The sequence below is a fragment of the Bacteroides sp. genome (assembly GCA_036351255.1).
Classification (GTDB): Bacteria; Bacteroidota; Bacteroidia; order Bacteroidales; family UBA7960; genus UBA7960.
The window spans coordinates 1-24,990 of sequence record JAZBOS010000010.1 but is presented as its reverse complement, the minus strand read 5'-3'; the positions used below and the strand labels follow the sequence as shown (position 1 = coordinate 24,990).

17 protein-coding genes are annotated in these 24,990 nt (G+C 49.5%); 14 read left to right on the top strand and 3 right to left on the bottom strand.

What is annotated here, in order from left to right:
* The first annotated feature begins 188 nt into the window (after positions 1 to 188).
* From V2I46_00395 to V2I46_00375, 5 genes are all read left to right on the top strand, one after another.
* Entirely contained in the window at positions 189 to 674 is a 486-nt protein-coding gene (locus tag V2I46_00395; protein ID MEE4175944.1) for a hypothetical protein, read from the top strand.
* A 207-nt stretch (positions 675 to 881) separates the two neighbouring features.
* A complete protein-coding gene (locus V2I46_00390) occupies positions 882 to 1,424 on the top strand; it encodes a lipocalin family protein (GenBank protein MEE4175943.1) in 543 nt (180 codons plus the stop codon).
* A 64-nt stretch (positions 1,425 to 1,488) separates the two neighbouring features.
* Complete coding sequence (locus tag V2I46_00385) at positions 1,489 to 2,718, top strand: ferrochelatase (protein MEE4175942.1); 1,230 nt, start codon at positions 1,489 to 1,491, stop codon at positions 2,716 to 2,718.
* Between the two features lie 18 nt (positions 2,719 to 2,736).
* Positions 2,737 to 5,082, top strand: coding sequence for a PEP/pyruvate-binding domain-containing protein (locus tag V2I46_00380; GenBank protein ID MEE4175941.1), 2,346 nt, complete (start codon positions 2,737 to 2,739; stop codon positions 5,080 to 5,082).
* Positions 5,079 to 5,834, top strand: a complete 756-nt coding sequence (locus V2I46_00375) for a glycerol-3-phosphate acyltransferase (GenBank protein ID MEE4175940.1) — start codon at positions 5,079 to 5,081, stop codon at positions 5,832 to 5,834. Before V2I46_00380 ends, V2I46_00375 begins: the two co-directional genes overlap by 4 nt.
* Positions 5,835 to 5,972: 138 nt before the next feature.
* Here V2I46_00375 and V2I46_00370 read toward each other — a convergent pair whose 3' ends face one another.
* On the bottom strand, positions 5,973 to 8,576 hold the full coding sequence (locus tag V2I46_00370) for a S9 family peptidase (protein ID MEE4175939.1): 2,604 nt from the start codon (positions 8,574 to 8,576) through the stop codon (positions 5,973 to 5,975).
* 158 nt (positions 8,577 to 8,734) lie between these two features.
* On the opposite strand from V2I46_00370, the gene glyA reads away from it, so the two are divergent.
* The 9 genes from glyA to V2I46_00325 all read left to right on the top strand — a co-directional run bounded on the left by glyA (position 8,735) and on the right by V2I46_00325 (position 20,269).
* Positions 8,735 to 10,015 (top strand): serine hydroxymethyltransferase, encoded by a 1,281-nt coding sequence (glyA, locus tag V2I46_00365; protein MEE4175938.1) that lies wholly within the window; start codon positions 8,735 to 8,737, stop codon positions 10,013 to 10,015.
* Between the two features lie 301 nt (positions 10,016 to 10,316).
* Positions 10,317 to 10,808, top strand: a complete 492-nt coding sequence (locus tag V2I46_00360; protein ID MEE4175937.1) for a histidine phosphatase family protein — start codon at positions 10,317 to 10,319, stop codon at positions 10,806 to 10,808.
* 117 nt (positions 10,809 to 10,925) lie between these two features.
* Positions 10,926 to 12,992, top strand: a complete 2,067-nt coding sequence (gene ppk1 / locus V2I46_00355) for a polyphosphate kinase 1 (protein MEE4175936.1) — start codon at positions 10,926 to 10,928, stop codon at positions 12,990 to 12,992.
* Entirely contained in the window at positions 12,925 to 13,899 is a 975-nt protein-coding gene (locus V2I46_00350) for a Ppx/GppA family phosphatase (GenBank protein ID MEE4175935.1), read from the top strand. Before ppk1 ends, V2I46_00350 begins: the two co-directional genes overlap by 68 nt.
* Before the next feature lie 90 nt (positions 13,900 to 13,989).
* The gene (locus V2I46_00345) at positions 13,990 to 16,245 is read left to right on the top strand and encodes a bifunctional (p)ppGpp synthetase/guanosine-3',5'-bis(diphosphate) 3'-pyrophosphohydrolase (protein ID MEE4175934.1); all 2,256 of its coding nucleotides are present in this window, start codon (positions 13,990 to 13,992) and stop codon (positions 16,243 to 16,245) included.
* A gap of 183 nt (positions 16,246 to 16,428) precedes the next feature.
* Positions 16,429 to 16,899 (top strand): transcriptional repressor, encoded by a 471-nt coding sequence (locus V2I46_00340; GenBank protein ID MEE4175933.1) that lies wholly within the window; start codon positions 16,429 to 16,431, stop codon positions 16,897 to 16,899.
* A 135-nt stretch (positions 16,900 to 17,034) separates the two neighbouring features.
* On the top strand, positions 17,035 to 18,339 hold the full coding sequence (locus V2I46_00335) for an adenylosuccinate synthase (GenBank protein MEE4175932.1): 1,305 nt from the start codon (positions 17,035 to 17,037) through the stop codon (positions 18,337 to 18,339).
* A 16-nt stretch (positions 18,340 to 18,355) separates the two neighbouring features.
* Positions 18,356 to 19,192: a class I SAM-dependent methyltransferase gene (locus V2I46_00330; GenBank protein ID MEE4175931.1), complete on the top strand. Its 837-nt coding sequence runs from the start codon at positions 18,356 to 18,358 to the stop codon at positions 19,190 to 19,192.
* Positions 19,193 to 19,687: 495 nt separating this feature from the next.
* Positions 19,688 to 20,269 (top strand): rubrerythrin family protein, encoded by a 582-nt coding sequence (locus tag V2I46_00325; GenBank protein ID MEE4175930.1) that lies wholly within the window; start codon positions 19,688 to 19,690, stop codon positions 20,267 to 20,269.
* Between the two features lie 303 nt (positions 20,270 to 20,572).
* On the opposite strand, the gene V2I46_00320 is transcribed toward V2I46_00325, so the two are convergent.
* Together V2I46_00320 and V2I46_00315 are read right to left on the bottom strand one after the other, a co-directional pair.
* Positions 20,573 to 22,987: a thiamine pyrophosphate-dependent enzyme gene (locus tag V2I46_00320; protein ID MEE4175929.1), complete on the bottom strand. Its 2,415-nt coding sequence runs from the start codon at positions 22,985 to 22,987 to the stop codon at positions 20,573 to 20,575.
* A gap of 126 nt (positions 22,988 to 23,113) precedes the next feature.
* Positions 23,114 to 24,781 carry a PspC domain-containing protein gene (locus V2I46_00315; protein MEE4175928.1) on the bottom strand — a complete coding sequence of 556 codons (1,668 nt, stop codon included), beginning with the start codon at positions 24,779 to 24,781 and terminating at the stop codon, positions 23,114 to 23,116.
* Positions 24,782 to 24,990: the final 209 nt, after the last annotated feature.

The following is a 24,990-nucleotide window of genomic DNA, read 5'->3' as shown; positions in this document are numbered from 1 at the left end:
ATGAAATAAAACTTTCACAGGAAGATATTCAGAGGTATTTGAAATCCAGTTCAAAGAGCATTAACCGGCTTTTTTTGTCTGGCCTGAAAACCGATATTTTCCTGAAAAGTTTATTGATTGCATCTTTTGCAGGATTGTATTTCCTTTTCGCTGGTAAAATCCTTGTAATATGGATAAACATCGCCCTGATGGCCATTACCCTTTTGGGTATTGTTTTTCAATACTTGTGCATTAAAAAAATCCCGGGCGTTGATGGTGTAAGGGGAGATATGAAGACTATTCTGGAAACGAAAATAAGTTACTATTATAAATATCACGTAAAGGCATTGATTGTAAGTGCATTCTCAAATTCATTAGTCGTGATTAGCGGAATGATGTATTTTTTTTATTACCGATACAATGGTATTCGCCCTTTGGATACAGAGGATTTTTTGGTCCTGGGTGGAATTATTGTCCTGAGCTTTGTGCTGGGTTTGTTGGTTCAGTTAAAACACCACAACTTCCATATTAAACAGCTGGAAATGAGCCTGGATGAAATCAATGAAGACACACTTACACAACATACGCTCAACATTCAGAAAAACAGAAGAAATAGAAATATTCTGATTGGGATTTTGGGTTTAATAGCTGGGCTGCTGGTTTTTGTGTATTTTCTTTTTAAATTAAACCAATGAAAATAAATTGATAGAAATTTGAAAATGGTTATTGTTTCTTTTTGGAGCAGAAGATTTTTCTGGGGGATTATATTTTTCTTATTTACAAACTTAGACGATACCTGTATTCTGTTTAACCGGGAGCCCAATTACGCACACAAAAACCGGTTTTTTTTCTTTAATTAATTATTTTTTCAATTCTTGCCGTATCTTTAGAAGAAATTTGGTATGCTAAGGGACAAGTCATTATTCCTGATCCTGTTTATGATGTTGTTTTCGTGCAAGGGGCAGAGCCCTTCCGTTGATTTGACCACAGTCAAGACCCTGGATATTGAAAGGTATCTTGGGACCTGGTATGAAATAGCCAGGTATGACCACCGGTTTGAGCGTGGGCTTATGGGGGTGACGGCAAGCTATTCCTGGCGCGAAGACGGAAAAATTAAGGTGGTTAATGCGGGCTACAGGCGCAGCCTGGATGGAAGAAGATCGGAAGCGGTCGGGAAGGCCTATATCCCTGATCCGGATGTGCCAGCCAAACTAAAAGTATCCTTCTTCGCCTTTTTTTACGGCGATTATTTTGTGCTGGAACTGGATGAAGATTACCGTTGGGCCGCTGTGGGCAGCAGCTCTGATAAATATTTGTGGATATTATCCCGTACCCCTCAGATGGAGGATGCCATATATGACGACTTACTTGAGAAACTGACCCTTAGGGGGTATGATGTGTCAAAGCTCATCCAGGTGGAGCAAAGAATAAATTTAGCCCATTGAGTTCAAGCCTGCTGTTTCCTTTAGAAATTGCAGGGCAGTAAGTTAAACAAATTCCTTTGGTGCCATGAAAAATCTTACCCTTTCCTTGCTGTCCATTGTCTTTTCATTTTATACCGGCTGGTTTCTGATCGGTTTTTTAACCGCCCATCCCTTAAAGATGTCACTCTTCCTGCTGGTATGCCTGATTTTGCTGGCATTCCTTGTAATGGCCATCTGGGGGATAAAGGCGACCCGGCAGAGACGCCTGGTCATCCTGGTTGCGGTGGCCATGTTTTTCATCGGCTATTCTGTCAATGCCCGTCATTTTCTCAACCAGGAGGATTACCGGTTTGTTCCTGAGATAAGCAGGGAGGCCGGAACCCCCGGGGAAGGACATAATGCCATTGTATATTTTACGCACGGAGAGCCAGAGACCTATAATCCCATTGGGTGGATCAATCAGTTCAGGGAAATGGATGAACAGCAGATCAAGTTTGTTCCCTTTATGGCCAGGCCAGTTTTTATTTATGTTTTAAGGAATAAATACCTGGAGGTTGGGACCAGCAATCACCGGAAAACCCATATGGAGATGCTTCACAGCCTTGAAAAACTTTACCGGGAGGAAGGGGATTCCACCACCCGGTTTTACCTATGTTTCCTGGATGATGAACCCCGACCGGATGCAGCCGTTATCAGGGCATTGAACGAGGGGGCGGATACCATCACGGTCGCCACCGTTTTTTTAACGGTTTCCAATCATACGGCAGAAGGACAGGAGATGATCCATAAGCTGGATGTTAAAAATAAATTCGGGGTTGAGCTGGCATTTACCGAGCCCATGTGGAATTCTGAATTGCTCATGGAGAGTTTCCTGGAAAAGGTGGAGGCACAAATCGGAGATACCCAAAGGGAAGAGGTTGCCATTGCCCTGATTGGTCATGGCCAGCCAGATGAATGGGATCAGGAATGGCCCACGGAAACCAACCAGGAAATAAAGTTCAGGGAAGACATCATGGCGCTGTTTGAAGGGGAAGGATTTAAACGCGAAAACATGGGCCTGGCATGGATGGACTTTAAAAACCCCAAACCGGTTGAATTGATGGAGTCATTTGTAAATAATGGGGTAAAGAAGGTTTTTTACTTTGCGGCTGCCATATCTGCCGATGCCATCCATAGCCAGGTTGATATTCCCCGCCTCGTCATGGAATATCCTTTTCCGGAAGGGGTGGAAGTCATCAATATGGGAGCGTGGAATAACCATCCAACAGTAATAAGGGCTATCAAGGAAAAAATAGACCATAAACAATTTCAATGAGCCCTCTAAGCCTGGTTTATGAATCATTTTTTGGTTGATATAAATAAAGTTCCAGGAAAGGCTGAAATAGGCAATAAGGCCAGGTCGATACAGGCCCTGCAGAGGAAAAAGTTCAGGGTTCCCAAGACCTTTGTGGTATTGCCGGATGCAAGGGATGCCTTCCAGGTTTCTCCTGATAAGACCCTTGAGCGTCTGAAAATCAGCATAGAAGCCATCCTTGATCCCTGTAAGTTGTATGCCATTCGGTCTTCGGCTAACCTGGAAGATCAGGAGGATCATTCCTTTGCCGGGCAATTCAAGACCCTTTTAAATGTTCAAGGTCCCGAAAGAATAATGGACGCTGTCAGGGAAGTATGGTTTTCTGCCGACCAGTCAGCTGAGTCGGCTTATGCCCGCGCAGTCCATAAGGTGGATGAGCGGATTTCGATGGCTGTGATCATCCAGGAGATGGTCGAGCCTGAATGGTCGGGTGTAGCTTTCAGTATCAACCCGGTCAACGGACGAAGAGAAGTGGTTGTTGAAGCAGTCAAGGGCTTGGGCGACAGCCTGGTTCAGGACGGGAAGAGTCCATATCGCTTTGTTTATGCGCAAGGAAACTGGGAAAACTCAGGAGAAGAGGGTGGCCCGGATTTTGCCATACTGAATGAGCTCATTGGGGATATTGGAAAACTTAATAAAAAAGGAAATCGAAAAATTGACCTGGAGTGGGCTTATGACAGGGATGGATTGATTTATTTACAGCTCAGGAGTGTGACGGTTTCCAGGTTCCCGACGGTTTATTCAAATCATATGTCAAGGGAAATGTTGCCTGGCTTAATTAAGCCCCTGGTATGGTCAGTGAATATCCCTTTGGTCAACGGAGCATGGATAAACCTTCTTGAGAGTGTGATCGGCCCGATACGGATTAAACCCGAACAATTAAGCAAGGCGTTTTATTACAGGACCTATTTTAACATGGGAACCCTAGGAGCCCTGTTCGCGAAGATGGGACTTTCCACCAGCAGTCTCGAAAACATGATGGCCAGAAAGGACCCTTCAAGGAAAACCTCCTTCAAGCCAAGCCCGAGAACATTTCTGTTGGTCCCCCGGATGCTATGGTTCCTTTTGTCCAATCTGAATATTGCAAAAAGGTTTGAAAGAAATATTGACAGGCTAAGCTTAGAAACAGAAGACCTGGAAAACCGCCTGGAAAACAATTTTGAAGTTTCGCAATTCAGGGCTTATTACCAAGAATTATTTAAGGTGAACAGCAAGCTGGTTCATTTCAATATTGTGATTCCATTGCTAATGCATATCACCAGCGGCATCTTCATGAAGAAACTCAAGAAAATCTGCATCGATTATTCCGATGATTTTATTTATCACGAATTTCCTCAGATAAGGGACTTCAACCCCCAGTATCGTTTGGGAGAGCTTCGTCAGATGTGGGAGACTCTGAACGATGAAGAGAGAGAAGAGATCGCAAAAAGCTTATTTTATGGTCAGGAGGAAAAGAATGGAAGTGCTTTTGAACCTGCCTTTAATGAATTTATCAGGACTTTTGGGCATTTCAGTGAGAGCGGGAATGATCTGTCTGTTCCACCCTGGAAAGAGGATAAGGAGTTTGTCCTGAATGTCCTTATCCGAAATGCGAGCGTGGATAGGCTAAAGGCAAATGTTGATGCAGAAGATATTGATCCATTAGCTCCCATCAGGAAAAACAAAAGTGTTTTAAAAAAATGCAGGAGGGCCGGGAGATACCGTTTGTACCGGGAGATCATCAGCTCAGAATACACCAGGGGGTATGGGCTTTTCAGGACATTATTCCTGAAAGCGGCTGACCACCTTACCGCCCAGGGCATCCTTGACAATCGGGAGGATGTTTTCTACCTGGACTTAAAGGAGCTTGAATTGTTGCTGGACCAGAAAAATTCGACCATTAATCAAAACATTAAGGACAAGGTGTTGAAGGTCCGGCAGGATATGAAGGAGGCCGAAAACATTACCCTGCCTTCGGTCATTTATGGCGAGATACCTCCCCTGGTTCCGAAATCGAATGAGCAGCTTATGACAGGCATTCCTGTTTCACCGGGGTATTTCGAGGGTGAAGTGTTGGTAATCAAAGGATACCGTGATTTTCATAAAGCCACGGATGGCTGTGTTCTGGTTATTCCTTTCTCTGATGTTGGCTGGACACCGATACTGACCAAAGCCGGGGCCATCGTATCAGAATCGGGCGGTATCCTGTCGCATGTTTCCATCATTGCCCGCGAACTAGGGATCCCGGCTATGACCTCGGTGGATCATGCCTGTAATCTGGAAGACGGGACCTTTGTAAAACTGGATTGTAATAACGGAAGTTTAATCATTCAGGAAAAATCATGAAAGAGATTTTTAGTGCTCCGTGGACCATCGTGTTGTTTTCACTGCTTTTTGGATATCTGGCAGGCTCCCTGTCCTTTGCCAGGATCATCACCGTTCTAAAAACAAGATCGAAAAAGATCGCACCCATCAGCCAGCCCATTCCCGGGACCAACCGAATCTTTGAGTCAGATTCCATTTCTGCCACGGTTATTTCTCAAAACCTGGGCAAGCATTTTGGATGCCTGACCTCTCTGCTTGACATGATAAAGGTTGGCCTTCCGACTTTCCTGGTTATGTACTGGTTTCCGGAAGAGCCCTATTTCCTGGCTGCTGCCCTGATGGGTGTGCTCGGTCATATCTTCCCGGTGTATCATGGCTTTAAGGGAGGTCGGGGAGAATCGCCCATGATCGGGGCTATGCTGATCATCAATTGGTATGGCATTTTTATTGCCAATGCTGCCGCCATGGTCCTGGGATACTTGTCAGGAAGCGTTCTGGTCCTTCGCTACGGATGGTACGTGCTTATGATTGGCTGGTACTGGATCTTATTCCATGACATCCGTTACATTGGATTCATGCTAGGGGCAAACATTCTGTTCTGGTATTCCATGAGCAAGGATTTGGCGAAATATGCCGACTTGAAGCAAGAAAAGGGCCTTGAGATCAAAGAGGAGGACGTGTCAGATTTCATCCTGATGGGCAGGGGATTAGGCCGTTTCTTTGACAGTTACAGCGGGAGGTCTCTACTGAAAAAGTTATTAAAAAAGAATTAAAAGTTTATTTAATGCTAAGGGTACTCAGTGAATGGCCTGACCCTGCTTCAGTAAACTTTCAATTGTTCAAAAAAAAGGCTGCAAGATCGTTTCTCCTTCTTGCAGCCCTTTCTTTAAAGCGTCCCTTTTTCAAAGAAATCAATAGTTCTTCTCGGGGTAAAGGTCATTCCACCACTCGGGCTGGTCTTTAAGGTATTTATCCCACCAGGCCATGATGGTGTTGTGCCATTCGATGCGTTTGCTGTAGGTGACGATGTGGTGGTCCTGGCCTTTAACCAGGATCATTTCCACGGGTTTGCCAAGCATCTTTAGGGCGGTGAAGAACTGTATGCTTTCGCCCGGAGGAACATTGGTGTCGCTGTCGCCGTGGAGGAGCAGTATTGGGGTATTGACCTTGTTGGCGCGGAACAGTGGGCTTTGATCGACATAGATCTCGGGGCTGTTCCAGGGGAAACTTTCGGCGGTGGCTTCGGCGCTGTAGGAGTAACCCCAGTAGCCCTCGCCCCAGTAGCTGGCGATGGAACTGATGCCTGCATGGGCGATGGAGGCGGTGAAGAGGTCGGTGCGGGTCATCAGCAGCATCGTCATAAAGCCGCCATAGGAAGCGCCGGCACAGCCTACGTGGGATGCATCGGTGAAGGGGTGGGCCTGCAAAAATCCTTTGGTGGCCTCGATGATCTCATCGGCCACGGTGATGCCCCAGTTGTTGACGTGGGCTGCCGAGAACTCCTGCCCAAAGCCGATGGCCCCGCTGGGTTGAAGCACATAGACCACATAACCATTGCCTGCCCATAGGTTGAAGGGGTAGCGCCCTCCGAAGGTTCGGCCTACAGGAGTAGTGCCTCCGTAATAATACACGATGACAGGGTATTTCTTTTCGGGATCAAAATCAGGCGGAAGGTAGTAGCGCCCGGTGATGTTGAAATCGGTGGATGTGGTGAAGTCCCAATTTTTCACTTCGCCTAATTGAACGTGACGGTAATTTTGGCTCTCCGTGTCTTCAATAACCTGCACGCGGTCGTTGCGCAGGTCGATGGAGTAGGCCTTTGCCGGCGCGTTGGTTTGGGAGCCCAGGAAATTGGCTGTCAGGCTATTGTCGGCAAAGTCTATGCTGGTGACCATATCGACACCTGTGTTGATCGGGCTGAATCGTTCGCGGCGAACGTCATAACGGTAGAGGCGCTGGTAGTCTTTGTCGGTGGTCAGCAGGAAAATGTTGTTGTCGATAGGATGCCAGAAAACAGAAGAAACAGAGGGGTTGAAATCAAGGGTGATGCATTTTACGCTACGGTTTGTCAGGTCGTAAATATAGGCCTGGGTGTCGTAGTTATTGGGGATGGTGCCCTGTGGAATGTTTTCACCGGCGCCCTCAAATGCAGAAGGTCCTCCCGTGGCCAGGAGCATCTTTCCGTCAGGGGAGAAGGTGGCTGAGGCGCCCCAGCGCTGGTTGGTCATCAAGGTGTCGACTGCCAGGGTATTCAGGTCGAGCAGCAAGAGATCAGATTTGGTATAGGGACGCTCCTGATAGTCAGGTCTGGAGAGGCTGATGAGGAGTTTTTGTCCATCGGGGCTAATATCCTGGAGGCTGGTGCTTACATTGCCATAAGTGAGGCGTGTCTTCAGGCCTGTGGCCACATCGTACTTATAAAGAAAGTTGCGGTTTCTCCAGCTGCCCTGTCGGTCCTGCATCCCCAGCACGCGCCGCATCGTGGCATCGTTTCCTGAGCCGTCTTCACGGATGGTATAGATGATGTAAGATCCATCGGGAGCCCAGCGGAAGCTGCCCATCTTTTCTTCATCCTCCAGGAGGGTTTTGATTTCGCCGGTCTCTAGGTTATGTAAGTGGATGGTAGATTTGCCGTTGCGGCTGCTGACATAGCTCAGGATGCTGCCGCCGGGCAGCCATGTGAAACGGGAGGCTCTGGAATGTTTGAAGGAAAGGGCCAGGGTGTTGTCAGCCATCCTCCTGATATCTGTCCAAGACTCGCTCTGGTCGCTGGGGGGCAGCGATTGACGATAGCTGATGGCATAATAACGGCCGTCGTTGGAGGGCTTCACACTGCTGATCTTCACCCCGTCCATTAAGTGGTTGATGTTCTTGATGTTGATGGGACTGAGCACCGGATTGAGGTCACTGACCTTAAAGGGCTCCTTAATCTCAAGCTGGGCAGTGAGCTTCCATGGGAGGCCAGCATCGGCCGGTTTCAGCGCCTTGACGAGCAGCAGGTGGGTGCCGCGGGTCAGCTTCAGGGCTTTGGTAACCTTGCCTGTGGTGTCTTCTTCCTTTTCAACGGTGGTTTTATTGCCGATGCGCTCCCCATCAAGATAAGCCTCCAGCATATAGTTGGAGCGGATCTCGAGCTGGGCGCTTATCCAGCGGTCGGCTTTTAGGTAAGCTGCCAGATAAAGCACCTGCGGCTGTTGGGTTTCACTTCCATCGTGCAGGGTAAGGAAACCGTTCTCATCGGCCATGACAGCCTGCCATTCAATCTGTTGCCCGTTGAACCAGGAGAGGGGCAGGCCCTCTTCGGGGAAGTAATCGTTGAGGTCCAGATGGTTGAACGACAGGAGGTCGGTGTTTGAGAAAGCTTTGCCTTCCACGTTCTGCGGCTGGTGGAAAGCAGGGTACCGCAGGGGCAGGGTTCCCGTTGAGAGCCACCGGGAGACCACCACTTTTTCGGAAGCCATCAGAAGGCCGGGAAGAAGGATGAACAGAAGGAGAACAAAATACGATCGTTTCATGTTTTAAATATGTTGTTATTTTGGTGGAAAAGAAAATTTCGGGTAAAAATAGCATTTTTAGTCAGTTCGGCCATCAAAGGCGATTGTTGAAAATTGATTAATTTTGGGTTTTATTTAAAACATTAAATTTCAACCTCATAAATAAAATCATAAATATCATGGAGAAAGACCGTCAGATTTTTGACCTGATTGAACAGGAATACCAGCGTCAGAAGCACGGGGTGGAGCTGATCGCCTCGGAGAACTTTGTCAGCGAGCAGGTGATGCGCGCCATGGGCAGCGTGTTGACCAACAAGTATGCGGAAGGCTATCCCGGCCGACGTTATTACGGGGGATGCCAGATTGTGGACCAGACCGAGCAGCTTGCCATTGATCGTGCGAAGGAACTTTTCGGTGCGGAGTATGCCAACGTGCAGCCGCACAGTGGCGCCCAGGCCAATGCAGCCGTTTTCCTGGCCTGCCTGCAGCCGGGCGACACCTTTATGGGTCTGGACCTGAGTCACGGCGGTCACCTGTCACACGGCTCACCAGTCAACCTTTCAGGGATCATTTATAATCCGGTGGCATACAAGGTGAAAGAAGATACGGGGACCATCGACTACGATGAGATGGAGCGCATTGCCCTGAAAGAGAAGCCTAAGATGATCATTGCCGGTGCATCAGCTTATCCGCGTGACTGGGATTATAAGCGTATTCGTGAGATCGCAGATAAAATTGGCGCCATCCTAATGGCCGACATTGCACACCCAGCAGGCCTTATAGCAGCCAAACTGCTTACCGACCCGCTGCCGCACTGCCACATCATCACCACCACCACCCATAAGACCCTTCGTGGTCCCCGCGGCGGTCTGATCCTGATAGGTAAAGACTTTGAGAATCCATGGGGCATTAAGACTCCCAAGGGCGAGATCAAGATGATGTCGGCTGTGATCGACAGCGCGGTATTTCCCGGTACCCAGGGCGGCCCGCTGGAGCATATCATAGCTGCCAAGGCAGTGGCCTTTGGTGAAGCCCTTGACCCTTCCTTCAGGGAATATGGGATCCAGGTGATGAAGAACGCCCAGGCCATGGCCAAGGCGTTCATTGAAAAGGCCTATCACGTGACCTCAGGCGGAACAGATAACCACCTGATGCTGATTGACCTCAGGTCGAAGTTCCCTGATATTTCCGGTAAGAAAGTGGAAAATACGCTGGTGCTGGCCGATATCACCATCAACAAGAATATGGTGCCATTCGACAGCCGTTCCCCCTTTGCCACTTCGGGCATCCGCATCGGCACACCTGCTATCACTACACGCGGCCTGAAAGAGGAGCACGCCGTGCAGGTCGTGGACCTGATCGATGAGGTGATTTCAAACATCGACAACCAGGAAGTGATCGAAAGCGTGAAGAAAAAAGTGCATAAACTGATGGAAGGTTTCCCGCTGTTTGCTTACTAAAGGAAGCCTGAAAACAGAAAAAGAACTGCCCTGAAAGCCCTTGTTTTCTGATGTAATTTCTTGTGTCTTTGGTACCTTTTTTGTGGGATATCTTTTAACAGGTAACCAATAGTTTAATAGGGTATCAATTAGAATCAGGAATTTTCTCAGGAGGGCTTTTGAGGCGGTTTTTCTGTTTATCCTTCGGAAAAAGGGTATTGGTCGAACTTTTTCTTGCAAATGTTGAAATAATGATGCATATTTGATTGGGGAAATCTTGCTGGTGGTTGGAGAGGAAATTAGACTGGAAAAAAAGATCTTTATGAAAACGATTTACCTTGTGCGTCATGGCAAGTCGTCCTGGCAACACCCGGGGCAGAAGGACCACGAGCGTCCACTGCTGGAAGCGGGGATTGAGAGAACAAAGAAAGTTGTGGCATTTTTGTTGGCTAAGGGGGTAAAGCCGGAAATGATTATTTCAAGTGATGCGGTACGTGCTTTGGAAACGGCACGCTTGCTGGCTGAAGGCCTGGGAGTTTCCGCAGAAAAGATCAGGCAGGAGCGGGAAATTTACCTGGGCACAGAGGATAATCTGCTGGATCTGGTATTTTCACTACCGGATGAGACCGAAAGCGTAATGCTGGTAGGACACAATCCAGTGATGACAGGTTTTGCGCAGATGCTGCAGGCACGACTGGCGGATGACCTGCCCACTTCAGCGGTGGTAAGCATCACTTTTTTTACGGATGACTGGACCCGGATCCTGTTGTCGAAAAAGCAGCTGAATTTTATTGTATTTCCCAGGATGCTCTGATTGTTTTTCCACTTGGTTGACAGCTTTTATTTGTTGAAAACCATTATTTGAGGTTTGTGGCAGCATAATGGTGAAGGTTATGTGGGTGAGAAATGTGGTTGGCAAGGAGAATGGATAATGAAAAAGACCCTGATGATAAATCGTGAACTGAGCTGGCTTTCATTCAATGAGCGGGTGCTGCAGGAAGCTGCAGATGAGCGGGTGCCGCTTATTGAGCGCCTGCGTTTCCTGGGTATCTACTCAAACAACCTGGATGAGTTTTACCGGGTGCGGGTGGCCACGCTTAGAAGGCTGCAGGACTTCAGTGAGGAGATGGCTGATGACCTACCCTATAATCCGGGCAGAATACTTAAGAAGATCAATGAAATTGAGCTGAAACAGCAGGCACAATTCAATACCATTTACAGGAGGCTGTTGCAGCAAATGGAGGAACAACAGATTTACCTGATCAATGAAAAGGAGCTAAGTCCCGAACAGGGTCAATTTATCAGGGATTTTTTTCAGGAACACGTTCGCCCGAACCTTTTCCCGGTGATGATCAAGAACTTTAAGCGTTCATCGTTTCTGCGCGACCGGGCAATATACCTTGTGGTGCATTTGCAAAAATCGGATAAAAGCCTTAAGGATGATTCGGCGCTGATCCGGGTGCCGGCAACCAGCCTTTCGCGCTTTGTGATCCTTCCCCATGCCGGTGAAAATCAATACATCATCCTGCTTGATGACGTGATTCGTTTCAACCTGGCCTCCATGTTTTCCATCTTTGATTATGACCGCTTTGATGCCTATTCCATTAAACTTACGCGCGATGCAGAGCTGGACATTGACAATGATGTTTCGAAGAGTTTTATGGAGCGTATGACCGACAGCCTGAAACAGCGGAAGCAGGGGAGACCCGTGCGTTTCATCTATGATGAAGCGATGCCAAAAAGCCTGTTAAAGCTGCTAACTGATCGGTTGAAGATCTCTGAGAAAGACAATATGCATCACGAGGGGCGCTATCATAACTTTAAGGATTTTATGAACTTCCCCAATGTAGGGCCTGCATCGCTGGAACACCCGCCGATGGTGCCCCTCCCGCATCCTTTGCTTCGTGAGACGAAAAGCATGCTTGGGGCCATGCGCGAGAAAGACATCATGCTGCATTTCCCTTACCAGTCGTTCCATTATATTGTTGAGCTGCTGCGGGAAGCTTCCATCGACCCCACTGTGAAATCTATCAAGGTTACCCTTTACCGTGTGGCCACCAATTCGAAGGTAATCAATGCGCTGATCAATGCGGCACGAAATGGGAAAAAGGTGACGGTATTCCTGGAGCTGCAGGCCCGCTTTGATGAGAAGGCAAATATTTACTGGTCGGAGAAGATGCAGGAGGAAGGGGTGGAGATCATCCACGGGGTGCAGGGCCTGAAGGTACACAGTAAGCTGATCCTGATCCGCCGCAAGGAAGGTAAGAAGAATGTTTTGTATGCCCATGTAGGTACAGGAAACCTGAACGAGGAAACGGCCCAGATATATGGAGATGACAGCCTGCTGACCTGTGATCCGCACATCACGGAAGAGGTGGACCGGGTATTCAGCCTGTTTGAGAAAACCTGGTATGCCCCGGTAAATTTCCGCCACCTGATCGTTTCGCCCTTTCGCACACGGAAGTTTATTGTCCAGCAAATTGACCGGGAGATTAAGAATGCCCGCGCCGGAAAACCCGCTGCCATTTTCATGAAGCTCAACTCACTGGTAGATGAAGCGATCGTGAAAAGGCTTTATGTGGCCAGTAAAGCGGGAGTGAAATGCAGGCTGATCGTTCGGGGCATCTGTGTGCTGGTACCCGGTAAGCCCGGCTTGAGTGAGAACATTGAAGTGATAAGCATTGTGGATCGTTTCCTGGAGCATTCGCGGGTGTTTATTTTCCATAACGAAGGCGACGAACGCTATTACATCTCTTCAGCCGATATGATGACCCGCAACCTCGACTATCGTATAGAAGTGGGCTGCCCTATCCTTGATCAGAATATTCAAAGGGAGCTCCGCACCATGCTTGAACTGCAATGGAAGGATAATGCCAAGGCTCGTATAATAGAAGGGAAACAACAGAATAAATACCGCCTGCCTGAAGTGGATGAACCCCCGATCCGAAGCCAGGAAGCCATTTACCAGTATTTTAAGAATCTTTTATGTCAGGAATAAGTTTATGCTGCTAGCTGCCATAGATATCGGCTCAAATGCCGTCCGTCTCTTTTTTTCGAATGTATTTGAACTGAAGGGTGAGATTATTGTCGAGAAAGCTTCACTGGTGCGTATTCCGCTTCGTCTTGGGGAACAGGTTTTCAAAAAGGGAAAGATCTCGGGAGATAAGGCCGATGGCCTTGTTAAGACCATGAAGGCCTTTAAGTTGCTGATCGATGTGGTGCAACCGGTTGCATACCGGGCCTGTGCAACGGCAGCCATGCGTGAGGCAGAAAACAAGGATGCACTGGTGAAGAGGATCCGCAAAGAAGCGGCTATTGACATTGAAGTAATCGACGGTCTGGAGGAGGCACGCATTGTAAGCACGGTGACCAACCTGAGTTTTGATGGAAGGTTCAGCAAGGCCATGTATATTGACGTAGGCGGAGGGAGTACAGAGATATCCATCATGGATCAACACCGCATTGTTGATTCCAACTCCTTCAAGATTGGTACGGTGAGAATGCTCAATGAGATGGTGAAACCTTCGGAATGGAATAAAATGCAGGACTGGCTCACGCGTTTTAAAGGGCAGGATGAACCTTTGCTGCTGGTAGGTTCAGGCGGGAATATCAACAAAATCAACAAGTTATACGGGGACACCAACCGGAAGGTACTTTCCATTGAATCACTTGAACAGGCGCTGGAACACCTTGGCGAGTATCCGGTGGAGGACCGCATTGCCCTGCTGGGTTTGCGTCCCGACCGTGCCGATGTAATCATTCCTGCTGGTCAGATCTTTCACTTCATTATGAAATATCTTGAAGTAGATTATGTATTTGTCCCCAAGATCGGTCTTTCGGATGGCATAGTAAGCATGTTGTTCAAAGAGCAAATGGGTAAGAAACCTTTGCAGAAAAAATCATAAAAAAAGAAAAGTCTTGGCGGGTAAAAATGCCCGGGTCATTGGGCAGCCCCCTGTATTTGACGTATCTTTGTAATTAGGAAGCAAATTCGAATGAAAGCCAGGGATATGCAGGAAACCACTTATGATCAGGAACGCGCGGAGATACTGAAGCGTTACCGCAAGCTCATCTCCTCCTGCAGGCCCACCACCAGCAAGGAAGACCGGGAGCGGATGCGGCTGGCCTTTGATTTTGCCGTGGAGGCCCATAAGAACCATAGAAGGAAGAGTGGCGAGCCCTACATATATCATCCCATTGCCGTTGGACAGATCGTGGTGGAAGAGATCGGACTGGGCACCACCAGCGTGATCTGTTCGCTCCTGCATGATGTGGTGGAAGATACGGATTACACCCTGACCGACATCAAGGAGCACTTCGGTGAAGAGGTGGCACGCATCATTGACGGTTTGACAAAGATTTCCGATATTTTTGACCAGACCACTTCAGTGCAGGCAGAGAACTTCCGCAAAATGCTGCTGACGCTTTCTGATGACGTAAGGGTAATCCTGATCAAGCTGGCTGACCGCCTGCACAACATGCGGACGCTTGATTCGCTGCCTCCCAAGAAGCAACTGAAGATTGCCAACGAAACCCTTTATCTTTTTGCTCCCCTGGCGCACCGTCTGGGTTTCCACGCCATCAAAAGCGAACTGGAAGACCTGGCGCTGAAATATACCGAGCCGGAAATCTTCAGTACAATTTCCCAAAAGCTGGTGGACTCTGAAGAAGAACGTAACCGCTTCATCCATTCGTTCACCCTCCCCATAAAGAAAGCCTTGCAAAAGGAGGGTTTTAATTTTACTATCCTTGCGCGGACCAAATCGATCAGTTCGATATGGGGCAAGATGCAGAAAAAAGAAGTGCCTTTTGAGGAGGTGTATGACATCTTCGCCATCCGTGTCATTGTTGACACCCCCGAGCAGCGGGAAAAGGCCGATTGCTGGAAGGTTTATTCCATTGTGACTGATATTTACCGGCCCAATCCCGACCGGCTGCGCGACTGGATCTCTACGCCCAAGGCCAATGGCTATGAATCATTACATACCACCGTGATGAGTAAGTCAGGGAAATGGGTGGAGGTTCAGATTCGTTCTCAGCGCATGGATGAAATTGCCGAGAAAGGTTATGCAGCCCACTGGAAATACAAGGAGTCAAAGACCGGGGAAAGCGGTATCGATAAATGGCTGCGGCGCATCCGCGAGATACTCAAAACAGCTGAATCCGATGCCCTAGATTTTATCGACGACTTCAAACTCAACCTCTTCTCTGACGAGATCATTGTGTTTACCCCCAAGGGTGAGCTACGTACCCTCCCATTGGGTAGTACCGCGCTTGACTTTGCCTACAGCATCCACTCGGAAATAGGCAACCACTGCCTGGGTGCCAAGGTGAACCATAAACTGGTTCCCCTGAGCAACGTTTTGAAAAGCGGTGATCAGGTGGAGATCATCACTTCAGCCAAACAAACCCCCAAGACAGACTGGCTGAATTATGTTACCACTGCTCGTGCCAAAGGGAAGATCAAGGCTGCCCTGAAGGAAGAACGTAAAAAACAGGCGGAGGATGGGAAGGAGATTCTGGAACGGAAGCTCAGGCAGTTCAAGATCGATTTCAACCCTGCCAATATCCAGAAACTGGTTGAATACTTTAAGCTGGCTTCCCCCCTCGACCTGTATTTCGAGGTGGCTATCGGGAAGATCGGCCAAAAGGAACTCAAGGCTTACCATTCGGATCAGGAAAAAGGGGGCATCCTGAGTTACCTTAAAAACCCCTTTGGCCGCTCACGCGAGGCTTCTGCCCCCGAGAAAATCCCTGAGGCCGATCCCATTCGCCAGCAACTGAAGAGCAAACCCGATACCCTGCTCATCGGCGATAACCTCGAAAACCTCAACTATACCCTTTCGCCCTGTTGTAACCCCATCCCCGGCGATGATGTGTTTGGATTTGTAACTATCAACGAAGGCATCAAGATACACCGCAACAACTGCCCCAACGCCGTGCAGCTCATGTCGAAGTATGCCTACCGTATCGTGAAGGCCAAATGGATCACCAACAAGAACATTGCCTTCCTTTCGGGGATTCGAATCAAGGGCATCGACGAGATTGGGCTGCTGCGCAACCTGACCAACACCATTTCGAGCGAATACAACATCAACATCCGGAGTATTAATATTGACACCAATGCCGGTACCTTTGAGGGAACGGTAATGCTTTACATCCATGATACCCAGCACCTGAACAACCTGATCAATAAACTGAAGAAACTGAAAGGAGTCCAGTCTGTTTCACGTATTGGAAAAATTTCCTAAGCTTGTAAATGATTGATAAACAAGTAATAGCTTAATTATTTATAAAGATTTCAAATAATAATTTTTTTTCATATCTTTGAGCCAACCAGCCTTTCAGAAAGTTGCAGCATAGTGCTGGTTGCTGTTATACGGGTTTTTCCATCAATCCCTTTTGCAGCCTGCGGAATATAAAACAATGCAGAGATGAAGGAATCGAAGGCAGATCAGGAGGTTTACGAAGCGGTAAAGAACATTTTTTCCTCTTATCTGACGGCTCACGGTCACCGCAAGACCCCCGAGCGTTTTACCATTTTACGTGAGATATACCTCACCGATGGCCATTTTGATGTGGAGTCGCTTTACATTAAAATGAAGAACAATAAGTACCGGGTGAGCCGTGCCACTTTATATAACACCATTGAACTGCTTCAGCACTGCAACCTGGTCATCAAGCATCAGTTCGGGAAAAATGTTGCCCAGTTTGAGAAGTCTTTCAAATACAAGCAACACGATCACGCCATATGTACCGAATGTGGCAAGGTGCTTGAGTTTTGTGACCCGCGTCTCATGGAGATCCAAAACTCTGTTCAGGATCTCATGAATTTTAAGGTTACCCATCGTTCCTTTGTTTTATACGGGCTCTGCAACGAATGCCGCAAGCTAAAGGAAAACTAGGCCATTCTTTCCCACTATCTTTCACGATATAGGTCAAAAGAATTTGCGCTATCCTTAAAATAGCTTAAATTTGGCCTGTCAATAAAGCCGGTGTAACAGCCGCTTTTTTTATGTCGAAAATTTAAGCAATAGCTAATGAAGCAGGCCAACAAGGCAGACGTGCTGCTTGGATTGCAATGGGGCGACGAAGGCAAGGGCAAGATCGTGGATGTGCTCACCCCAGGATATCAGCTCATCGCCCGTTTCCAGGGCGGTCCCAATGCCGGACATACACTGGAGTTCGAAAACCGCAAATACGTCCTGCATACTATCCCTTCGGGCATCTTTCATCCCGCCAGCAAGAACCTCATCGGCAGCGGGGTGGTGATCGACCCATATATCTTCAGCGAAGAACTCGACCACTTGGACATCAGCCAGGAGCAGCTCAGGGAAAGCCTGCTGATCTCGGCCCGTGCCCACCTGATTACGCCCAGTCACCGCCTGTGCGATGCCGCCAACGAAGCATCCCGCGGCAAGCAAAAGATCGGCAGCACCCTTAAGGGGATTGGCCCCGCCTATACCGATAAGATCGCCCGCAGCGGCCTGCGACTGGGCGATTCGTTGTGCGCAGGTTTTGAAACACAGTACCAGGAACTCAGGAAAGCCCACCTGAGGCTGGTGAAAGGACTGGGCTATGCAAAAGAAGATTTCCAAATCGAAGGCTTGCCCTTTGATGAATACGAAAAGCTTTGGTTTGAAGGCCTGAAACGCATCCAAGGCCTGCAGCTGGTCGAGAGCGAGGTTTACATCAACCAGGCGCTCGACCAGGGCGTCAGGGTGCTGGCCGAAGGCGCCCAGGGCACCTTGCTCGACATCGATTTTGGCTCCTATCCCTTCGTGACTTCCAGCAACACCATTGCCGCCGGCGCCTGCACCGGGCTGGGCCTGGCCCCCTCCCGGATAGGCGAGGTCTATGGCATCTTCAAGGCCTATTGCACACGCGTGGGCAGCGGCCCTTTCCCCACCGAGCTTTTTGATGCCGATGGCGATCAACTGCGCAAAACAGGCAATGAGTTCGGCTCCACTACCGGGAGGCCCAGGCGCTGCGGCTGGCTCGACCTGCCCGCCCTGAAATATTCGGTGATGCTCAACGGCGTGACCAAACTCATCATGACCAAAGTGGATGTCCTCAACGAGTTTCAGCAGTTCAAAGTCTGTGTGGGCTATGACTACGACGGGCAGAAGGTCGATTTTTTGCCCTCCTCCTTCGAACCCGAAAAACTCAGGCCCATCCTGCAGGACTTCAAAGGCTGGCATCGCGACCTGGCACCATTCAGCAGCATCGGCGAATTGCCATCAGCCCTGAAGGACTACCTGAAGCTGATCGAAGATTTCGTCAGGGTACCCATCGAAATCGTTTCCACCGGTCCCGACCGCGTGCAAACCCTTTTCAGGAAGTGACAGTAAAGGGACCGCAATGAACCGGACGTTCAGGACATTCTATTACTGGCTGGGGCCCAAACAAAGACGGGTATTCCGCAGGGCCTTCTTTTTCCCCATCGACCTTGTGGAAAAAGCGCTGAAACGGCGGCTGCAACTGGTGCCACCGCGCGGGAAGATCTTCGTGGGGCAAGGCGACTTCGTGAAGATCGGCGATAGCCTGCTGAAACACTTCATCGACCTCTGCGGGCTGCAAGCCCACCACCGCGTGCTCGATGTGGGCTGCGGAATAGGACGCATCGCACGGCCCCTGGCAGGCTTCCTCAGCGAAAAAGGCAGCTACGAAGGCTTCGACATCGTGGAGGAAGGCATTGAATGGTGCAACAAACATTATGCCAGCCACCCCAACTTCCGTTTCCTTTTTACCCCCCTGCAAAACGACCTTTACAACCTCTCCACCAACCAGAAAGCCTCGGCATTCCGCTTCCCTTACGGGGATGACGAGTTCGACCTGGTCATCCTCACCTCGGTCTTTACCCATATGCAGCCCGGCGATGTGGCCCATTACCTGCGCGAGATAGGCAGGGTGATGAAGCCCGGCGGGCGCTGCTTCGCCACCTTTTTTGTCATCACCCCCGAATCGGAGCAGCACCTCGATGCATCGGCCAGGCCTTTCTTCACGCACCGCTACGGCCATTACTTCTTGCACAACCCCCGCGTGAAGGACGCCAACATCGCCTACCGCATTGAATATCTGGGCCAATTGTTCAGCGATGCCGGCCTGCAGCAGTTGCAGTTCCACCCCGGCTGGTGGGCCGGCCGGCCCCAAAGTCAGTGCATCAATTTCCAGGATGCGATGATCCTCGGAAAATAATCCACCAATTCTTTTTGCAAATCCCCGGGCTTTCCCCGTTTCAACCCTTCCAGGGCCATTTCGTCATTGCCCCGGGGCATTTCCTGGTCTTTCTCAGTATCAGCAAGGCCTTTCCCTTGCTTTGGGATTGAAATAGAACAGAAATGCCAGAAACCTTAAATCTGGTGGCGATTTTTGTAACCCCTGGCTTTAGCCTGGGGAGGGCGAACCAACCCAATGGAAAAATAGGCCAAATTTTTATTGTTTTCCTGCAATTTCTGGCTTAATTTTTTTGATTCCCCCCAAACGGTCAACGTTGTTCAGGCATGGACAATGGACAAACCTTGAACCTTGAACCCCAAACTTAATCCTTATTTAATCTGTTTATAAATAGCGTCTCTTCGTCTTTTCACCTGCCCATAAGGCCCTAAATTCCATTATTTTTGCCTTGCCCTTCCAGGGCTGATATTCAACGTCTTTTATAAAACTAAATAATGAACTGTAAATTAAGATATTATGGAAACAAAAAGCATTAAGGGAACCCAAACCGAGAGGAATCTTTTGAAATCGTTTGCCGGCGAGTCGCAGGCCGCCCGCCGCTATGAGATGTATGCCAAGGTTGCCAAGCAAGAAGGCTATGAGCAGATCGCAGGCTTTTTTATGGAGACTGCCGATCAGGAACGCCAGCACGCCAAGATGTTCTACAGTTACCTGGAAGGGGGCATGGTAGAGATCACCGCCAGCTATCCTGCAGGCATCGTATCCACCACCGAGGAGAACCTGCTGCACGCTGCAGAAGGCGAAAATGAAGAGTGGTCGATGCTGTATCCTGAATTTGCGCGCATTGCCGAGGAAGAAGGCTTCAAACGCATTGCCACCACCTTTAAACTGATTGCTGCGGCCGAGAAGAACCACGAGGAGCGTTACCTGAAGCTGCTCAGCAGGGTTAAGGATGGCACCGTGTTTCAGCGCCCCGAAAAGACCAAGTGGTACTGCCGCAAGTGTGGCTATATTTACGAAGGCGAAAAGGCCCTGAAGAACTGCCCCACCTGCCAGCACCCGCAGGCCTATTTTGAGGAGTGGGGGGAGAATTACTAGGCAGTAGGCAGTATTCAGCAGGCAGTAAGAAGTAGAAAGTAAAAAGAAAGAAGTAAGAAGAAGATAGACAACTTTGTTATGGCGGCCTGGCTTCAGCTGAATTTAGAGACTTAAGTGAGTAAAGAGACTTAAGTGACTGAAGAGAGAAAGGAATTTGGCCGTTGGGTTTTTATCCTTCTTTGTGGGTTTTGAAACTGCTTTGCGGGGCTTTGTGAAACAGAAATCTGTTGTTTCACAAAGCCCCACAAAGGTTTTACAAAGGTTCGCAAAGGCTTAAGAGCGGATCTCTTTTTATTTTTCCGCCTAGAAGATCTGGGGGTATTTTTCGGGATTGTATTCGTTCATCATGTTGTAGATCTTTTCGAATACGTCCTCGGCATTGGGGTTTGAGAAGTAGTCGCCGTCGGTGCTGTAGGCTGCACGGTGTTCGCGGGCTGTGATGGTGCCCGGCTCAGCGTCGAGGTAAAGGTATCCGCCCTGCTCTTCCAGTACTTTCTGCATCATATAGGCTGTGGCGCCACCCGGCAGATCCTCATCGAAGAAGATGATCTTGTTGGTCTTTTTCAGCGACTCCACAATGCTGTGGTGAATGTCGAAGGGCACCATCGACTGTACATCGACCAGCTCGACCGAGATGTCGTAATCTTTTAGCTGCTCGATGGCATCCTCGGCGATGCGCACGCAGGAGCCATAGGTGACCAGCGTGACATCGGTGCCTTCATTGAGGATCTCAGGCTTGCCCAGTGGCAGGGTAAAATCCCCGATGTTTGCAGGCAGTTTTTCCTTCAGGCGGTAGCCGTTCAGGGGTTCGATGACAATGCCCGGGTCGTCGCACTGCATCAGGGTGTTGTAGAAGCCTGCCGCACGGGTCATATCTCTGGGCACCAGTACGTTAATGCCCCGTACGGCATTGACCACCATACTCATGGGGCTGCCCGAATGCCAGATACCCTCGAGGCGGTGGCCGCGGGTACTGATGATCAGCGGAGCTTTTTGGCCTCCCACCGTTCGGTAGCGCAGGGTGGCCAGATCATCGCTGAGGACCTGCAATCCATAGAGCAGGTAGTCGAAATACTGTATCTCGGCAATGGGCCTCAATCCCCGCATCGCCATGCCCAATCCCTGCCCGATGATGGTGGCCTCGCGGATGCCGGTGTCGGCAATGCGCAGCTCGCCGTATTTCTTCTGCAGGCCTTCCAGGGTCTGGTTCACGCCCCCGATGTTGCCCACGTCCTCACCAAAGATGAGCGATTCAGGATAATGCGCAAATATGGAATCGAAATTGGCCACCAGGATTTCGCGGCCGTTGACCATAGGGGCGTCATCGGCATATTCGGGGGGCACTTCCTTGACCTTCAGGGGCGAAAGCCCAGTTTCGCTGTAGAGGTGCGAGCCGTAGCGGTCAATATTATCGTTAACGGCCTGATCCAGCCAAAGCATCACCTGGTGTTTCAGCGACTTTTCGCTTGCACAGTTGTGGCAAATAAGACGAAGGATTTTTTTGGCCGTTGAGATGATGTCCTTTCGGATGGGCTCGCCGATCCGGCTGAGCTCCTGGATCAGCGTATCGATCTTTTCCGATTTACGGCAGTTGCAATTGGCAATGTTCACCAGTTCAATGAAATCCTTTCGCATTAGCAGGATGGGCTTCTGGAAGTTATCCCAGGCATTCTTGCGGGCTTCCTTCACACGGGCCACTGCCTGCTTTTCTATCTCATTGAGTTGTTCCTCATTGGCAATACCTTTTTCGAGTATCCACAATCGCATTTGCCGGATACAGTCGTATTCCTTTTCCCATTCGAGGCGCTCCTTGCTCTTGTAGCGTTCGTGTGAGCCCGAGGTCGAATGTCCCTGGGGCTGGGTCACTTCGGTGATGTGAAAAAGTACGGGCACATGTTCCTTGCGGGAAAGGGCAACGCCTTCCTCGTAGGTTTTGATCAGGCCTTCATAGTTCCATGCTTTTTCACGGAAGATATGGATGCCCCTTTCTCCTTTCTTTTTGATCTCCATCCCGCTGAGGGCCTCGGAGATGCTGCTTTTCGCGGTCTGAAATTCCTTGGGCACGCTGATGCCAAAACCATCGTCCCATACCGACATCGCCAGGGGCACTTGCAGCACGGCGGCGGCGTTTATCGTTTCCCAGAAATGGCCTTCACTGGTGCTGGCATCGCCAATGGTACCAAAAGCCACCTCATTGCCCTTGTTGCTGAATTTTTTGAAATCTTTTAATCCTGACTCATTCCGATAGATTTTCGATGCCTGGGCCAGTCCCAGTAATCGGGGCATCTGGCCAGCGGTAGGCGAGATGTCGGCCGAGGAGTTCTTTTGTTTGGTAAGGTCTTTCCAGTTGCCTTCGGCATCAAGGCTGCGCGAGGCGAAGTGGTTGTTCATCATGCGGCCCCCGTTATCGGGGTTGGCCGAGAGGTCGGTGTCGCCATAGAGCTGGCTGAAGAAGGTCTCAAGGCTCATCATGCCTGTGGCCAGCATAAAGGTCTGGTCGCGGTAATAGCCGCTGCGCCAGTCGCCATCCTTGAACGCCTTGGCCATCGCCAGTTGGGGCACCTCCTTGCCATCGCCAAAGATGCCAAATTTAGCCTTGCCGGTCAGCACTTCGCGCCGGCCCAGCAAGCTGGCCTGACGGCTCTCATTTGCAATGCGATAATCGTTCAACACTTCATTGACAAATGCTTCGGGTTGTTCCTTCTTTTTTGCAGCCATAATGCTTAAATAACAAGGGGATGGATCGAATGTTCAGGAATAAAAAGCAGTGTAGCCCTGGCAAGGGCTACACAAAGTTAAAAAATAAGGTTGAAAATTTGCCGGGCAAAGACAAAATACCGGGACTCAAAGGGTATAAACCGATTTGCTGACAAAATCAGGCAGGAAAGCGTTCCGCAGCAGGCTTGCATCGCCTGGCAGGCAAAAGTTCATCGTCAGTTGTTGCACAGGAGAAGATTCTTCTTTCCCTGAAACTTCGTGGCGCATATACCTGCGCAAATCCAGTGCTTTACGCAATCCATCGGTCACTTCCACCGGGATGTTTTCAGGGACATACAACTCGATAAGCACACGTTGGGCCCTCCAGCCATCCGATTTATCAAAGGTGAAAAAGGGGTCAAAGATCAATTCGCTGTCTTCCTGGGAAAAACCATAAGAGATGCTTTCGGCATTATCCATGGCCACTGAAGGACTTAACCCCCGTGATTCCTTGGTAATGATCAGCCTGATCTCATCAGAGGTCGTAGTAATGATACGCAGGCGGGGGATACCATTGCGCTGGCCGGTCTCTGTCATCCAGAGAAGGTCCCAGCTTCCTGACTTGAGGTTCCTGTCGGGACTGATACCAAGGTCGCGGATCTTCTGTTCATCCACATCCAGGATCAGCCGTCCGGCTTCAGGAACAGGTATGCTCACTTCCTGGGTGAACGAGCGCTGGCTTGAGAAGTTACGGGCCCCGCTGAGGAAAATGAAAAGGCAAATGCCCAGCCCGGCTACCCAAAGCATAAAGGTCACAAAACCGAAGTAGCGGATCCTGGCATCGAAGCCGAAGATGAGCCTGGCACCGGCATATACCATGGCCAGTAGCGGAATCCCCAGGGTGAGGATAATGCCGATGATGGCCAGATTGATCAGGGTCCTGTTGTTAAAGAAGATCTCGGCCAGGGCCGGGAAGGAGAAAAGCTGTACCCCGAAATCCGAGTCGATCAGCACAGGTCCGCCCAAAAGGGCAGAGGCAAATCCCACGAGGAGGAAAACCCCCAAGAACATCAGGAATAGCCCGATCAGGATGCCGACGACTTTGAAAAAAACCCGGAAAAAATTGCCTGCAAACGTTGCAAAATTTCTTCGAGGGCTGTCCTGATACGCGAAATCACTTTTTTTTTTGAAGGTGTCTTGCGCCTCCTCCGAAAAATCCTGCAGATTCTTCTTTACATCGCCCAGCTCCTCGCGAATGGTCCTTTCGATGTTGGAGATGGTTACTTTTTCGCCCCGCATCTCCAGCTTCTCAGCGGTGGAACGTGCTTTGGGGACAACGATCCAGAGGATAAGGTAAAGCAAGGGCCCGAACCCATAAACAAAAGTGAAAAGCACAAAGGCTACCCTGATCCAGGTGACATCCACCTGGAAGTAGGCGCCCAAGCCCCCTGCCACACCACCCAGGATGGCATTTTCAGGGTCGCGGTAAAGGCGGCGCTGGGTTTTCTCGGTACGGATCCTTTTGCCCGCTTCTTCGGTGGCGGGTTCCTCTTCGCCACCGATCTGGTCAGGCTCACCCAGCTGGCTGATCACGGCCTGTACATCCTGAAGGCTGACCACCTGCTTGCTGTCACTGATTTTTTCCTGCAGGGTTTCGGCAATCCGGCTTTCAATATCGGCCATGATCTCATCGCAGCCGTCATCGGGTGTGAAGTGGCGGCGGACACTGGCAAGGTATTGGTTGAGCTTTTCATACGCGTCTTCATCAATATGAAAAACAATGCCGCTTATGTTGACTGTTAATGTTTTTTTCATGGTTGAGTGTTTATTTTTTGTTTGGCAATTTTGTTTTCTTCCTGTTAAATGTATGAAAAATTTGTTTCTGCTTGAATGAAATTCCCTATTATGGGGAGGTGGCTTTCCCAACGGCAACCACCAGTTCATCCCAGGTTTTTTTCAGCTCCCGGAGAAAGGTCTCACCCAAGGGGGTGGCCTTGTAATATTTCCGGGGCGGGCCGCCGGTC

What these genes read in the sequence shown, in the direction of transcription:
- ppk1 (MEE4175936.1), top strand. Translation starts at nt 10,926, where the DNA reads ATGAAAAAGACCCTGATGATAAATCGTGAACTGAGCTGGCTTTCATTC.
- V2I46_00340 (MEE4175933.1), top strand. Translation starts at nt 16,429, where the DNA reads ATGAAGGAATCGAAGGCAGATCAGGAGGTTTACGAAGCGGTAAAGAAC.
- V2I46_00335 (MEE4175932.1), top strand. Translation starts at nt 17,035, where the DNA reads ATGAAGCAGGCCAACAAGGCAGACGTGCTGCTTGGATTGCAATGGGGC.
- V2I46_00390 (MEE4175943.1), top strand. Translation starts at nt 882, where the DNA reads ATGCTAAGGGACAAGTCATTATTCCTGATCCTGTTTATGATGTTGTTT.
- V2I46_00375 (MEE4175940.1), top strand. Translation starts at nt 5,079, where the DNA reads ATGAAAGAGATTTTTAGTGCTCCGTGGACCATCGTGTTGTTTTCACTG.
- V2I46_00380 (MEE4175941.1), top strand. Translation starts at nt 2,737, where the DNA reads ATGAATCATTTTTTGGTTGATATAAATAAAGTTCCAGGAAAGGCTGAA.
- V2I46_00345 (MEE4175934.1), top strand. Translation starts at nt 13,990, where the DNA reads ATGAAAGCCAGGGATATGCAGGAAACCACTTATGATCAGGAACGCGCG.
- V2I46_00385 (MEE4175942.1), top strand. Translation starts at nt 1,489, where the DNA reads ATGAAAAATCTTACCCTTTCCTTGCTGTCCATTGTCTTTTCATTTTAT.
- V2I46_00350 (MEE4175935.1), top strand. Translation starts at nt 12,925, where the DNA reads ATGAACCCCCGATCCGAAGCCAGGAAGCCATTTACCAGTATTTTAAGA.
- V2I46_00315 (MEE4175928.1), bottom strand. Translation starts at nt 24,781, where the DNA reads ATGAAAAAAACATTAACAGTCAACATAAGCGGCATTGTTTTTCATATT.
- V2I46_00370 (MEE4175939.1), bottom strand. Translation starts at nt 8,576, where the DNA reads ATGAAACGATCGTATTTTGTTCTCCTTCTGTTCATCCTTCTTCCCGGC.
- V2I46_00325 (MEE4175930.1), top strand. Translation starts at nt 19,688, where the DNA reads ATGGAAACAAAAAGCATTAAGGGAACCCAAACCGAGAGGAATCTTTTG.
- V2I46_00320 (MEE4175929.1), bottom strand. Translation starts at nt 22,987, where the DNA reads ATGGCTGCAAAAAAGAAGGAACAACCCGAAGCATTTGTCAATGAAGTG.
- V2I46_00360 (MEE4175937.1), top strand. Translation starts at nt 10,317, where the DNA reads ATGAAAACGATTTACCTTGTGCGTCATGGCAAGTCGTCCTGGCAACAC.
- V2I46_00395 (MEE4175944.1), top strand. Translation starts at nt 189, where the DNA reads ATGGCCATTACCCTTTTGGGTATTGTTTTTCAATACTTGTGCATTAAA.
- V2I46_00330 (MEE4175931.1), top strand. Translation starts at nt 18,356, where the DNA reads ATGAACCGGACGTTCAGGACATTCTATTACTGGCTGGGGCCCAAACAA.
- glyA (MEE4175938.1), top strand. Translation starts at nt 8,735, where the DNA reads ATGGAGAAAGACCGTCAGATTTTTGACCTGATTGAACAGGAATACCAG.